Consider the following 14,238-nt stretch of genomic DNA (forward strand, 5'->3'; position numbering starts at 1 on the left):
TGCGATGGCGAGCCGAAGCTCCGCCACCGCACCCCTTGCCTTGGGAGGCATCCATAGGGGCCGGATATTACTGTCCGACCTTGGCATTCCATTCCGAAAGCCAGGCATCACGGTTGTCGAGGGCGGCAGCCGACGGAATGAGCGTCAGGCTCTTGGCTGTCTCTTCACCATAGGTCAGGTTTTCGGCGATCTCGTCCGAAACCTTCACTTCCGCATTGGCCGGGCTGTCGACCAACTGCTCGGCAAGCTTGGTCTGGATTTCGGTCGAGAGCCAGAAATCCATGAATTCAAGCGCCAAATCCTGGTTCTTCGAACCCTTGGCCAGAACCATGACGTTCATGCCACCGGTCTGGCCTTCTTTCGGCGTCGCCCAGGCGAGCGGCAGATCCAGCTTGTTGAACGGTGCCCAGGTGAAACGGCCGATCGGCGCTGCCCAGATTTCCTCCTGCTGCATCAGTTGCACCAGCTGAGAGGACTTGACGTAGAAGGTGACCAGTTCGTCCTTCTTTTCGCCAACGGCAGCGATCGGGGTCTTCAAATCGGCAGCATCATTGCCCAGCGCCTTGCCGAGCATGAACAGGGATGGCGGACCCTGATTGGTGGTGACGTTCGGGAAGGCGACATGGCCGACATTTTCCGGCTTCAGCAAGTCGGCCCAGCTGTCGATCTTCATCTTGTCGGTGCGATAAACGATCGACGTGGCATAGAAGGTGTAGCCGACGCTCATGCCGTCGCCGTTCGGATCCTTGGCGATGTCGTAGAGCTTGCCGTAGTTCGACAGCTTCGTGGTATCGATCTTTTCGATCAGGTCCTTGCGGGTGGCAGACAGAGCGTCGGCCATCGAGACGACGGCCATATCGACGACCGGATTGGCTTTGTTGGCCTCCATCTTGGCCAGCCGTTCGACGCTGTTGCCGGTCTCGACTACCAGCTTGCAACCGCATTTGGCTTCGAAGGGATCGTAGACGATCGCCTTGAATTCGTCCTGCGCCAGCGCATAGACCGAAATGGTCAGCGTCTTTTCCTGAGCCTGGGCAGCGCCCATGGTCAGCATCAGCGCAGTCGCCGATGCCAGCATTGTCTTATTGATCATCTGTGTTCTCCTTCTGGGGGGGGTGATGATGCAACGCGCTCTTCCACCGGAGCGGTCGTCTGTCGCATCACCAATTGCATCGGCACCTTTTTGATATCCGCCGAAACCACGCTGCCGTTCATGGTGTCGAGGCTGGAAGCTGTTGTCGGTTCACCAAGAATGGCACGCGCAAGCGCCCCGACGGCGATGTCGGCGATTGTCGCCATGTCCATCCGGATACTGGTGAGACTCGGAGTGACAACCGACGACCAGACCAGATCATCAAAGCCGGCGACGCTGACATCCTCCGGCACCTTGACGCCGGCCCGCTGCAATTCGGTGAGCGCACGCAAGGCATGCAGGTCGGAGACGGAAGCGATGGCGGTCACGCCACTGGCGACCATGTCGGCGAGCCCGAGCATGCAGCCCTTGCCATTCCTCTCTTCCAGTTTCTCGATCCAGATCACCTCGGCGCTGCCGCCGGCAGGAACGCGGGACTTCATGCCGCCGATGCGGTCGTTCTGCACGATGGATGCCGGGTTGTTGCCGATCAGAAGAAACCTGCGATGCCCCAGCGCGGCCAGATGGTCGACCAGGATCTGCCCACCCTGCCAGTGATCCGCAGAAACGGTATTGCCCGGCGTCGATGGGCTGTCGATGACCGCGATCGGGCAGCCGACATCGGCGATGCGCGTACCGCGCCGAGGCACGATGACGATACCGTCGACCCCGCGTTCGATCAGACGATTGATCGCTTCGGTCTGCATCGCGACATCCCCACGGGAGTCAGCGATCAGCACACCATAGCCGGCTTCGCTCGCAGCAAAATCGATCGCCTGAGCAATCTGCGGAAACAGCGGGTTGGCGATATCCGGGAGGACAAGACCAAGAACGCCGGTGCGCCCGGTGCGGAGGGCTCGGCCAGCCTGGCTCGGCACATATCCCAGCTCCATGGCTTTCGAACGTACACGCTCGATCAGCTCGGGCGACACCCTCCCTTTGCCCGACAGCGCGTTGGATACCGTCGCGACAGATACGCCGAGGGCTTCGGCGATACTTGCAAGGCTCGATCCGGGACGGGCTATGGCCAAGGGATTTCCAACCCACTGATTAAACGTTTAACCACGGTAGCGTAGATGGCACTGCTTGTCCATGCGAAGATTGCCCTACCCTAAATAAAGGGTATGCCGAATTGGATTGGCAGAGGCGCAACCAGAGATAAGCAACGCGCCCAATTGAGATTGCGATTTTTTTTGGGCTGCGATCCAACACTTGACGGCACCAAGTCCAGCGTGAACGCATTCATGCCCCACCTCAAAAATGAGGTGGCGACGGCTTTCCCAAAGGGGCGAAACAGATCTCGCTCGGTTGCACCAGGCGACACGGCAGTGAACCCAATCGATTCGGAAGATTCGAATATAATTCAGCAATTACAGGTCGATAACACGGTTCACCCGCGTCAAAATCAAGTCAGACGCAGGCGGAATGTGGAAATTGGCGTTCTCGCTATTGTTGAAAGAACAACCTCTGTGAGAACTTGGACTCTCAAAGAGCTTGCAATGGAGCTGCATGACTATTCGTGTCCGACTTTAAGTCTCTTTTAACGATGCTAGTCAAAATTATGCCAAGGGACCGGTCTTAAACAGCGCGAAACTACACGCTCCGGTTCCAGCGGCTGCATGACGCACTCGATCCTCACAATCTATTCAATTAGCCCTTCGCCAGGCGGCGTGCCCTTGTGGCTCTTCGCAATACGCTGAAGCGTGCCCAATTTTTTGCCTGCTTTCGGCCGGCCGGAGAACCCGTGCGTGTTATTCTGATAGATGACAGCAAGTCTGTACTCGCAGCGATCCAGACATCCCTTTGGGGGCTGGCGGATCTGCATGTCGAAGCCTTCCTGGACCCTGTGCTGGCGTTGGAAGCATGCAAATCGACGCCGTTCGACCTGGTTCTCGTCGACTACACCATGCCGCGAATGAACGGCGTCGAGGTCATCCGTCATCTGCGCAGCTGTCCGTCCTACCAACATGTGCCGATCATCATGGTTACCTCCGAGACTGAGCGCAGTATCCGGATCGAGGCCATCGAAGCGGGTGCAACCGAGTTTCTGCGCAAGCCATTCGACGGTGTCGAACTGCGGGCGCGCGTCGCCAACCTGCTGACATTGCGGCAGGCCCAGCTGGATCTGGCTGATCAGGCAAAATCCTTGGAGCGGCTGGTGAACAGCGCAACGGCGAAGCTCGCCGTCCGTGAAGAGGAAATCATCTGGCGCCTGGCCCGTGCGATAGAATATCGCGACGGTTCCACCGGGGAACACGTCTCCCGCGTCGCGCATATTTGCAGGCTAATCGCGGAAGAGCTTGGTTTCGATCAGACCTACTGCCGGATGATTTACCTAGCCGCGCCGCTGCACGATGTCGGCAAGATCGGCATCGCCGACAACATCCTGTCAAAGCCTGGCCGACTGACCGAAGCTGAAATCGCCGAGATGCGACAGCATGTCGAGATAGGTGTCCGTATCCTGGAAAACGGCTCTTCCGATCTGGTGCGCACCGCTGAAAAGATTGCCGGTGGCCATCACGAAAAATGGGATGGCAGCGGCTATCCGAATGGCCTTGTCGGAGACGCAATCCCGATTGAAGCCCGCATTGTCGCCGTCGCGGACGTGTTCGAAGCGCTGTGCAGCGAGCGTTCCTACAAGTCGGCCTGGTCTCCAGTTCAGGCGCGCGGCTATCTCCGCACCGAAAGCGGCAGGCATTTCGATCCGGCCTGTATCGCGGCTTTCGAGCGTCAATGGACGGCGATTGAAGCCCTCATGACCGGCAGCGATGAAGTGACTGAGGCCCGCAGTGCCAAGACCGCTCATGTGTCGGCTGCAACGCCACGCGAACCAGAAGCCAGAACAACCACCCCTCACCGAGCCTAGGAAGAGACATGCCGAGCCACCCACTCACATTGCCAAGCACACTCTCGATCCGCCATGCGAGCGCCGTTCGCGACCAGCTTTTGGCCGCGCTTGCACAGCATGACGCGGTTGAAGTCGAGTTTCCCGATGGCTGCGAAGCCGACCTTAGTCTCATCCAGCTGATCGAGGCTGCCCGCCGTCATGCCGATAGCCACGGCAAGCGTCTTACCCTGAAAGCGGCGGCCAATGGGCGTGTGTTCGACGTACTTGAGCGCGGCGGCTTTCTCGCGGACATGGCTCCCGCCTTTTCTCAATTTTGGTTACATCGGAAGGAAATACAATGAGTGCGAACATTCTGACGGTTGACGATTCGGCCAGCATCCGGATGACAACGAAGATCGCGCTGACCAATGCCGGCTACAAGGTGACGGAAGCCGTGGACGGCCTTGACGGCTTGAACAAGGCCAAAAGCGCCAGCTTCGACCTGATCGTGACCGACCTCAACATGCCCAACATGAATGGTCTGGCGATGATCGAAGCGCTGCGTCAGTCGCCCGCACATACCGGCATCCCGATCATCTTTCTCACCACCGAATCCGACGCGGACATGAAAAGCCGTGCCAAGGCAGCCGGTGCCACCGGTTGGATCACAAAGCCTTTCGACCCTGAACAGCTCGTCAAGATCGCCAGGAAAGTATTGGGCAAATGAACACAATGGACCCCATCCAGGTCTTCAGGACGGAAGCGGCGGAGCTCTTCGAACAGATCGAAAGCGGTCTGCTTGATCTCCTCCATGACCTGTCCGACCAGGACCAGATTGACGCTGTCTTCCGCGGACTGCACACGCTGAAAGGCTCCGGAGCCATGTTTGGCTTCGAGGCACTCGCCGCCTTCACGCATCACTGCGAATCCGCCTTCGACCGCGTCCGCAAGGGTGAGGTCCAGGCAACCAGCGAACTGATTGCCGCCGTGCTCGAAGCCCAGGACCACATGAAGGCCCTGGTCGACAAGCCGAATGGCGACCATGACGACATGAGCCAGACGCTTCTCGCCAAGCTGCATGCCGCAGTCGGCGGAAAGACAGGTCATTCAGCGGCTTCGCAACCCGCCTCAGCTGCACCTGCTGCGCCCAAAAAACCAGCCCCGAACACCGCAACCAGCTGGGTCATCAAGTTTCGTCTTCCCGACAACGCCATGGCCAATGGCACCAACCCGTTGGGTCTGCTGGACGAATTGCGCGAGCTTGGCGATTGCACGATCGTGGCCGACGCGAGCACCATCCCGGACCTTGCCACGATCGAGCCGACAACACTCTATCTGGGATGGACGATTGCCTTGACCACCGAGCAGCCTCGGTCGGCGATCGAGGATGTCTTTATCTTCGTCATGGACGACATGCAGCTTGAAATCGCAGAGATCGCGGTGGCAACGGCGACCGCGTTCGAGCCGCAGCACGTAGCACCTGAGCCGATTGTCGAGGCTGTCGCGGAGAAAAAGCAGGCGGCGGCGAGCAATGGTCCCTCCGACGCCAAGGCCAACAAATCGGCCGAGAATGTCCGCGTTCCGGCCGAGCGCCTGGACGAATTGATGGATCGCGTCGGCGAACTGGTGATCGCCCAGTCGCGCCTGTCGCAGCTGGCCAATATCAGCGCCAACATCCAGCTTCGCTCGGTATCCGAAGACGTCGAGCGCCTGTCCGGCGAACTGCGCGACACGATGATGGTGCTGCGCATGGTGCCGGTCGGCAGCCTGTTTGGCCGCTTTCGCCGTCTCGTTCACGACCTTGCGCGCGAGACCGGCAAGACGATCGAGCTGGAAACCGAGGGCGAGACAACCGAAGTCGACAAGACCGTCATCGAACGATTGGCTGATCCCCTGGTGCATCTGGTTCGCAACTCCTGCGACCATGGGCTTGAACCGCCGGAGGAACGCCGGGCTGCCGGCAAATCTTCGCAAGGCCGCATCCTGCTGTCGGCCCGCCAGCAGGCCGGCGAGGTCATCATCACCATCAAGGACGACGGTCGCGGCATCAACCGCGATCGCGTCCGGGCCAAGGCGGAAGCCTCGGGCCTGATCCAGCCGAATGCGGCACTCTCGGACCAGGAACTCCTTCAGCTGATCTTCCAGCCGGGCTTCTCGACGGCCCAGGAAGTCACCAACCTGTCCGGTCGCGGCGTCGGCATGGACGTCGTCAAGCGCACGATCGACGCGCTGCGCGGCACCATCAACGTGGTCAGCCATCCCGGCGAGGGCTCGGAAGTCTCACTGTCGATCCCGCTGACGCTGGCCATCATCGATGGTCTTCTCGTTCGCGTCGGCAATGGTCGCTATGTCATTCCGCTTTCGGCCGTCGAGGAATGCCTCGAACTTTCGGTCGAGGACGACATGCGCTCGCGTGGCCGAAGCTTCATTTCGCTGCGCGACAGCCTGGTGCCATACCTTCGCCTGCGCGAACTGTTCCGCACCGGAACCAAACCCGATCCGTTCCAGAAGGTCGTGGTCATTTCGACCGGATCGGAACGCGTCGGCCTCGTCGTCGACCAGATCATCGGCGACCACCAGACCGTCATCAAGTCAATGTCCAAGCTGCATCATGACGTAGCGACCTTCTCCGGCGCCACGATCCTCGGTGACGGCGATGTCGCCCTCATCCTCGACGTTGGTCACCTCGTCTTGGAAGGCCAGAAACAGGAGGCGCATTTGCGCGTAGCAGGATGAGCGAAGCAGCACGTAAGATTCCCGATCACCTTTGGGGCGCCAGCGAGGAACTCGAAGTCCTGACCTTCGACATCGCGGGCGAAATGTTCGCCCTCGAAGCCGTCATGGTGCAGGAAATTCTCGATCTACTACCGGAAACCACCGTTCCCGGTGCCAAGCCATTCGTCGGCAGCGTCATCAATTTTCGCGGCAAGGTCATTCCGCTCGCCGACATCCGCCTTGCCTTCGGCATGGAGGCAACCAAACCGACGATCGACAGCCGTATCATTGTCATCGAGCTGGATGTGGACGGCGAGCCGACGCTCACCGGCATCCGCACCGACAAGGTCCACGAAGTGACATCGCTGTTGAAAGCCGCCAGCGAACCGCCACCCAGTATCGGCATGCGTTGGCGCTCCGATTTCATTGACTGCCTCGTCCGTCGCGGCGGCGAATTCATCATTATTCCCAACCTTCAAACGATCTTCTCCGTCGGCCATGAGCGCCATGCGGCAGACCCGTCGAAGAACTAGTCGCAGCAAAGGAACAACCACATGCGCGCCTCGATCAAACTCAAGCTCACCATAGCTTTCGGCTTTGTCATCATCATGCTCATGGCCACGGCGACCATCGCCATCATGAGCCTCAGCGAGCTCAACACCACGCTCGAAAATGTGGTTGAGGGCCCCGCAACACGCCTGAGACTGGCTCAGGAACTCAACATCACCCAGCTTCAGCAGCTGCGCCAGCAGAAGAACATGCTGCTCGCCGCTGATATCGCAAGCATGCGGGAATATTCGGCAAAGATCACCCAGCAGCGCCAGGATTTCGACAAGGCCTTCGACAGCGTTATGCTGCTGGCCACGGAACAGGGTAAAGTGCTGTGGGGCAAGCTGAACGGGTTCGCCACCGATTATCGCAAGCAGGATGACCAGATCCAGGCGATGATGATGGCCGGCAACCGTGATGGTGCCCTGGCCATCTCGACAAACGAAAACCGCGAGACGGTCGGCGAGATCGACGCGCTGCTCGAGGAGGTCGTTGCACTCGAAACCAGCCGCTTGGCCGAAGCCAACGAGACAGCGGGCGCCGACTACGTCCAGACCCGCAACGTCATGCTCGCCGTCGCCGCCATCGCATTGCTGATTGCTCTCGCCGCCGCCGTCTGGATCGCCGTTTCGATCAATCGCGGCCTCCGCAACGCAGTCAACTCGGTCCAGAGCGTTGCCGATGGCGACCTGACCAAACTGGCCTTGATCAAGTCCAACGACGAGATCGGCGACCTACTGTCATATGTAAACGCCATGATCGAACGATTGCGCGGCGTGGTCGGCGACGCCCTCTCCGCCTCCTCGAACGTTTCTTCGGGCAGCCAGGAACTTTCGGCAAGCTCCGAGCAGCTATCGCAGGGCGCCACCGAACAGGCTGCCGCTGCCGAAGAGGCATCTGCCTCGATGGAAGAAATGGCCGCCAACATCAAGCAGAACGCCGACAACGCCGCTCAGACCGAAAAGATCGCCCGCCAGTCGGCCAAGGATGCCGAAGCATCGGGCGATGCGGTCAACCGCGCCGTCGGTGCCATGCGCACGATCGCCGAGAAGATCTCGATCGTCCAGGAAATCGCCCGCCAGACCGACTTGCTCGCGCTGAACGCTGCCGTTGAAGCAGCCCGCGCCGGTGAACATGGCAAGGGCTTTGCCGTCGTCGCTTCCGAAGTCCGCAAGCTTGCCGAACGTTCGCAATCGGCAGCCGCCGAAATCGGTGCAATGTCGAGCGACACGGTTAAGGCCGCTCAGGAAGCCGGCGAAATGCTCGGCCGCCTGGTGCCCGATATCCGCAAGACTGCCGAACTGGTCTCGGAAATCTCGGCAGCCTGCCGCGAGCAGGACATCGGCGCCTCGCAGATCAACGAAGCGATCCAGCAGCTCGACCAGGTCACCCAGCAGAACGCCTCGGCCTCCGAACAGATGGCCGCGACCTCTGAAGAACTGGCTGCCCAGTCCGAGGAACTGCAGACCTCGATCGCCTTCTTCCGGGTCGACCGGACTGGCGAACGCGCCCCTGCCGCCATTCGCAAACCGGCCGCCCGCCCGGCAGCACCCGCTGCCCGTCCGGCCGCAGCGGCAATGGCTCGCAAGCCAATGACCAGTGATCACAGCGTTTCCGGCCAGCAGGCACGGGCCAACGGCTTTGCCCTTGACCTGTCCATGGGCGGCCCGGACGCAGACGACGTGCATTTCAAGCAGAGCGCATAAGTTGCGAGCCAGGGCGGATCAGGAGATCCGCCCTGATGACAGCGTATCACGCGCTGAATGTGAGGAGCGGCGGCTCCTGTCCGGTAGGCTAAGACGCCAGCCCGGAATGTCCCATCCACGACTTCAATTATCGACACAATTTACTGGGGACGCCGACGATGCGCTTTACCATCAAACTCAAGCTTGCCATGGCATTTGGCTTTTTACTTATCCTATTGAGCATTACGGCCGGTTACGGCATCTACAGCTTAAGCAACCTGAACCAGGCCATCACCGACCTGATCGCCGGTCCAGCCGCACGCCTTGAACATGCCCAGACACTTGGCAACTACCAGCTCCGCATCGCACGTGCGCAGATGAACATGGCGACTGCACAAACTCCGGCGGACGTCACACGTTATGCCGAAGCCAGCGACCGCAACAAAAAGTCGTTCACGGATACTGTCGCTATTTTGGTCGAGAGCGCGACAACGGCAGAAGGCAAGCAGCAATGGCGCGATGTTTCTGTTGCAGCTGAGAAGCTGTTTACAGTCGATGACGCTATCAGAAATGCGGCGCGAAGTGGAAATTCCGTCGAGGCCGTCCGGCTGGCGACCACCGAAGGTCGCCCGATCATGGATCAAATCGAGGAAACGATCGAAGCCCGCAAGGATGCGAACAAGCAGCGGATGACGGAAGCTGACGAAGCCACCAATGTCCAATATGCCGCCACCCGCAATATCATAATCGCGATTTCCGTGATCGCGCTCTTGACTGGTTTGACCGCGGCCGTCTGGATCGCCATGAGCATCGGTTCCGGCCTGCGCAAGATCAAGTCCGTTGCGGACGCTGTCGCCATCGGCGATCTCAACCAGAATGTCGAGATCAAAACGAATGACGAAATCAAGGACCTGGTCGATACCATCAATGTGATGACCGGCAACCTGCGCGAAACCGCCCGCATCGCCGACCTAATCGCCAATGGTGACCTTGTCGTCACGCCCAAGCCTTTGTCTGACAAGGATACGCTGGGCCTGTCGCTGGAAAGCATGGTTGAGCGCCTGCGTGGTGTTGTCGCTGACGCGCTTTCGGCAGCGGCCAATGTCTCGTCCGGCAGCCAGGAATTGTCGGCAAGCTCCGAACAGCTGTCGCAGGGCGCCACCGAACAGGCAGCGTCTGCAGAAGAAGCATCTGCCTCGATGGAAGAGATGGCCGCCAATATCAAGCAGAATGCCGACAACGCCGCCCAGACCGAAAAGATTGCCCGCCAGTCGGCCAAGGATGCCGAAGCATCCGGCGACGCTGTCAATCGCGCCGTCGGTGCCATGCGCACGATTGCCGAGAAGATCTCGATCGTGCAGGAAATCGCCCGCCAGACCGACTTGCTCGCGTTGAATGCTGCCGTTGAAGCAGCCCGTGCCGGCGAACATGGCAAGGGGTTTGCCGTCGTCGCTTCCGAAGTCCGCAAGCTTGCCGAACGATCGCAGTCGGCAGCAGCCGAAATCGGCGCAATGTCCGGGGAGACAGTGAAGGCCGCCCAGGAAGCTGGCGAAATGCTCGGCCGTCTGGTGCCCGATATCCGCAAGACTGCCGAACTGGTCTCGGAAATCTCGGCAGCCTGCCGTGAGCAGGACGTCGGTGCCTCGCAGATCAACGAAGCGATCCAGCAGCTCGACAAGGTCACCCAGCAGAATGCCTCGGCATCCGAACAGATGGCCGCGACCTCCGAAGAGCTGGCTGCCCAGTCGGAAGAGCTGCAAACTTCGATTTCGTTCTTCCGGGTTGAACGAAATGCCCGGGAAATTGCAGTGGCCAAGACCGCGGCACGACCCAGTGGACCGCAGGCCCGCAGCTCCGCCGCTCCCCAGCGCAAACCGTCGACAACCGACCACTCAATCGCCAGCCAGCAGGCGCGTGCCAAGGGATTTGCCCTCGATCTTTCGATGGGTGGACCTGACGCCCACGACGCCGATTTCCGGGAAAGCGCATGACCATGAGCACAGCCTCATCCGAATCCCAATTCGTCACGTTCAGCCTTGGCGCGGAGATCTTCGCCGTGCCTGTCACCGTGGTCCGGGAAATCCTGGACCATGAGGACCCTTTCAAGATCCCCCATGGTCCGGACTATCTACTCGGGCTGCGCGACGTGCGCGGCCAGGGTGTTCCGGTCATCGATCTGAGAGTAAGGCTTGGCATGTCCAAGACGGTCCGCACCAATGATACCCGCATCCTGGTGCTCGACATTCCGATTGAAGGCAAGACGCTCGCAATCGGCCTGGTGGCAGACAAGGTCTACGAGGTCACGCCATTCCGGCGTGACCAGATCGAAGCTGCCCCGGATATCGGCGTTCGCTGGCGCTCGGACTACATCGCCGGTGTCGTTCGACGCGAGACGGATTTTGTCGTGATCATCGATCTGGCGCGCCTGTTCTCACATGCGGACGTCAACATGCTGGGCAGCGATGAAAAACAAGTGGCCTTTGGCTAAGGAGTGACCCGGTGAATGCAGGCGTAGCCCAGGTACGGGGCGAGGACACACTGGGTCCTCGCAATTATCAATTATTGGCGAAATTCATCTATGACTATAGCGGCATCAAGATGCCGCCCAACAAGGTGACAATGCTCGAGGGAAGACTGCGCCGGCGGCTGCGTGCCACGGGCCTGTCCACCTTCAACGACTACTGCGATTTCCTCTTCAAGCATGGCGGTTTGCAGAACGAGAGCATATTCCTGATTGATGCGGTCACCACCAACAAGACCGACTTCTTTCGCGAGCCGAACCATTTCGCCTATCTCGAAGAGGTCGTCCTGCCGGAACTGAAGGAACAAGGCGTCCGCCGCATGCGGGCCTGGAGTGCCGCCTGCTCCAACGGTGCCGAGCCCTACACGATGGCCATGGTCATGGCCGAAGCGGCCCAGAACAATGCCGGCTGCGATTTCAGCATCCTCGCAACAGATCTGTCCACGGATGTGCTGAAGACAGCAAAGGCGGGAATCTATCCCGCCGACCAGTTGGACCCGGTTCCGCCACACATGATGGCGAAATACGTCATGCTGCCAAAGGACAAAAGACAAACCAACGTCAGGATAACACCGGCGCTACGGTCGAAAATCGGCTTCGGTCGGTTGAACTTCATGGACAAGACCTACCCGGTTGGCGATCCCTTCCACATGATCTTCTGCCGCAACGTATTGATCTACTTCGACAAGAAGACCCAGGAACACGTCCTGTCGCAGCTCTGCGCCAATCTCGTTCCAGACGGTTATCTCTTCATCGGCCATTCCGAATCCGTGACAGGCCTCGATCTCCCTGTCCGCCAGGTGGCGAACACGATCTTCAAAAGGATCTGAAGACCTCATGAGTAACAAGATCCGCGTCCTGATCATTGATGACTCCGCGTCTGTGCGCCAGACACTGACAGCAGTCCTTGAATCTGACCCTGCCATCGAAGTCATCGGCGCGGCTTCGGATCCGTTCATCGCGGCGAAACGCATTCAGGAGGAGATACCGGACGTTATCACCCTGGATGTCGAGATGCCGCGCATGGACGGCATCACCTTCCTTCGCAAACTCATGTCGCAGCGGCCGATCCCGGTGGTGATGTGTTCTTCACTGACGGAATCCGGGTCGGAAACCTTGCTTCAGGCATTGGAGGCAGGTGCCGTGGATGTCATCCTGAAACCGAAGATCGGTGCAGCCGACTATCTCTCCGAGCAAGCATTGCGCATCTGCGACGTGGTAAAAAGCGCTGCCCAGGCGAGACTGGGATCGACGAGGCGCATGCGCTCGGCAGCCGCCAGCGGCCCGACCGCAAAGCTGACAGCCGACGCAGTCCTGCCGCCACCGACGGGCAAGGCCATGGCGCGCACGACTGAAATGGTCGTCTGCGTCGGCGCCTCGACCGGCGGCACCGAGGCCCTGCGCGAAATGCTGGAGCGGCTGCCGGCCAATGCGCCTGGAATTGTCATCGTCCAGCACATGCCGGAACGCTTCACCGCAGCCTTCGCCAAACGTCTCAACAGTCTCTGTGAGGTCGAGGTCAAGGAAGCGGTCGACGGGGATCCCGTCCTGCGCGGTCATGTTCTGATCGCACCCGGCGACAAGCATATCCTCCTCGAGCGGCAAGGCGCCCGCTACCATGTCTCTGTCCGTGGCGGACCCCTCGTCTCACGCCATCGTCCCTCGGTGGATGTGCTCTTCCGCTCGGCGGCACGCGCTGCGGGCTCCAATGCCATGGGCGTCATCATGACAGGCATGGGTGATGATGGCGCGCGCGGCATGGAGGAGATGCACCAGGCAGGCGCCTTCACCGTTGCTCAGGATGAGGCAAGTTCCATCGTGTTCGGAATGCCCAAGGAAGCGATTGCTCGTGGCGGCGTCGACAAGGTCGTCTCTCTCGATCTCATCGCAAGAGAAATCCTGACAGCCGACAAGCACAGATAGTTCGGCGAATTTTCCCGGTATTTCAGGAACATCTGCAAACTTGTGCCCCCGCATCTTTGCCCTTTGTTAACCATGTTTGGCAAGAGTGGAGACTGCACGATGGTTGTGCCCTGGCGAGCGATTCTGGCTCACGCGTTCAGACGAGGAGCAGACCATGGCCGTGATCACTTTCGCCAATTCCAAGGGTGGCGCCGGCAAGACCACTGCCGTGCTTCTCCTCGCAACGGAACTCGTGCGGCGCAATTTCAGGGTCTGCATTCTGGACACCGACCCGCAGCGCTGGATCTCAAGATGGTTTGAAACAGCCGAGAAACGGGCAAACCTGACTGTCGAAACCTTCGTGTCCATGGCGACCATCCAGAAGACCGTGACCGAATGCCAGCGAAACTGGGACTATGTGATCATAGACCTTCCCGGAATTCAGTCCCCCCTGCTGGCAACCGCCATTGGCCTGTCCGATCATGTGATGATTCCCGTGCAGGGAAGCAGCATGGATGCCCAGGGTGGCGCGCAGGTTCTGGATCTGCTCCGTTACCTTGATCGCAAGGCCGGCATCCGCATCGCCCATTCAGTCGTCTTGTCGCGGGTAAATTCGTTTGTCACCACGCGCGCGCTTCAGGCCGTGAAGCATCTTCTTTCCGAACAGCGCGTGCATGTGCTCGACACGCCGATTATCGAGCGCTCCGCCTATCGCGACATGTTCGATTTCCACGCCTACCTGCACCGCATGGATCCGGCCAAGGTCAGCAATCTCGCCAAGGCAATCCTGAACGCCGAACGTTATGCGGATGAAGTGTTGACGCTCGTGCCGCTGGCGCAGACAACCGAGCAGGTGCTGCTCGCCGCCCGAACACTCGGGCGGCTTGAACACGCAGCTTAGAGCCTG

General features: G+C 59.8%; 13 protein-coding genes. 11 read left to right on the top strand and 2 right to left on the bottom strand.

Going from position 1 to position 14,238, the window contains the following annotated elements:
- Positions 1-67 precede the first annotated feature (67 nt).
- Positions 68-1,090 (bottom strand): ABC transporter substrate-binding protein, encoded by a 1,023-nt coding sequence (locus LQ231_RS18655; RefSeq protein ID WP_113142562.1) that lies wholly within the window; start codon positions 1,088-1,090, stop codon positions 68-70.
- Positions 1,090-2,163, bottom strand: coding sequence for a LacI family DNA-binding transcriptional regulator (locus LQ231_RS18660; protein WP_230172872.1), 1,074 nt, complete (start codon positions 2,161-2,163; stop codon positions 1,090-1,092). The genes LQ231_RS18655 and LQ231_RS18660 overlap by 1 nt, the downstream gene beginning before the upstream one ends.
- A gap of 713 nt (positions 2,164-2,876) precedes the next feature.
- On the opposite strand from LQ231_RS18660, the gene LQ231_RS18665 reads away from it, so the two are divergent.
- The 11 genes from LQ231_RS18665 (at position 2,877) to LQ231_RS18715 (ending at position 14,232) form a co-directional block, all read left to right on the top strand.
- Complete coding sequence (locus tag LQ231_RS18665) at positions 2,877-3,998, top strand: HD domain-containing phosphohydrolase (protein WP_230172874.1); 1,122 nt, start codon at positions 2,877-2,879, stop codon at positions 3,996-3,998.
- 8 nt (positions 3,999-4,006) lie between these two features.
- Positions 4,007-4,321: an STAS domain-containing protein gene (locus tag LQ231_RS18670; RefSeq protein ID WP_230172875.1), complete on the top strand. Its 315-nt coding sequence runs from the start codon at positions 4,007-4,009 to the stop codon at positions 4,319-4,321.
- Entirely contained in the window at positions 4,318-4,686 is a 369-nt protein-coding gene (locus tag LQ231_RS18675; protein ID WP_113142410.1) for a response regulator, read from the top strand. Before LQ231_RS18670 ends, LQ231_RS18675 begins: the two co-directional genes overlap by 4 nt.
- A complete protein-coding gene (locus tag LQ231_RS18680) occupies positions 4,683-6,695 on the top strand; it encodes a chemotaxis protein CheA (RefSeq protein WP_230172877.1) in 2,013 nt (670 codons plus the stop codon). Before LQ231_RS18675 ends, LQ231_RS18680 begins: the two co-directional genes overlap by 4 nt.
- Positions 6,692-7,207, top strand: a complete 516-nt coding sequence (locus tag LQ231_RS18685) for a chemotaxis protein CheW (RefSeq protein ID WP_113142412.1) — start codon at positions 6,692-6,694, stop codon at positions 7,205-7,207. Before LQ231_RS18680 ends, LQ231_RS18685 begins: the two co-directional genes overlap by 4 nt.
- 21 nt (positions 7,208-7,228) lie before the next feature.
- On the top strand, positions 7,229-8,929 hold the full coding sequence (locus tag LQ231_RS18690) for a methyl-accepting chemotaxis protein (RefSeq protein WP_230172878.1): 1,701 nt from the start codon (positions 7,229-7,231) through the stop codon (positions 8,927-8,929).
- Positions 8,930-9,087: 158 nt separating this feature from the next.
- Positions 9,088-10,899: a methyl-accepting chemotaxis protein gene (locus LQ231_RS18695; RefSeq protein ID WP_230172880.1), complete on the top strand. Its 1,812-nt coding sequence runs from the start codon at positions 9,088-9,090 to the stop codon at positions 10,897-10,899.
- Entirely contained in the window at positions 10,896-11,396 is a 501-nt protein-coding gene (locus LQ231_RS18700; RefSeq protein WP_230172882.1) for a chemotaxis protein CheW, read from the top strand. Before LQ231_RS18695 ends, LQ231_RS18700 begins: the two co-directional genes overlap by 4 nt.
- A gap of 11 nt (positions 11,397-11,407) precedes the next feature.
- Positions 11,408-12,259: a CheR family methyltransferase gene (locus tag LQ231_RS18705; protein ID WP_113142416.1), complete on the top strand. Its 852-nt coding sequence runs from the start codon at positions 11,408-11,410 to the stop codon at positions 12,257-12,259.
- Positions 12,260-12,266: 7 nt separating this feature from the next.
- Complete coding sequence (locus LQ231_RS18710) at positions 12,267-13,352, top strand: chemotaxis response regulator protein-glutamate methylesterase (protein WP_113142417.1); 1,086 nt, start codon at positions 12,267-12,269, stop codon at positions 13,350-13,352.
- A gap of 154 nt (positions 13,353-13,506) precedes the next feature.
- A complete protein-coding gene (locus tag LQ231_RS18715) occupies positions 13,507-14,232 on the top strand; it encodes a ParA family protein (protein ID WP_230172890.1) in 726 nt (241 codons plus the stop codon).
- The last annotated feature ends 6 nt before the right edge of the window (positions 14,233-14,238 follow it).

The sequence above is a fragment of the Rhizobium sp. CECT 9324 genome (genome assembly GCF_918741265.1).
Taxonomy (GTDB): Bacteria; Pseudomonadota; Alphaproteobacteria; order Rhizobiales; family Rhizobiaceae; genus Allorhizobium.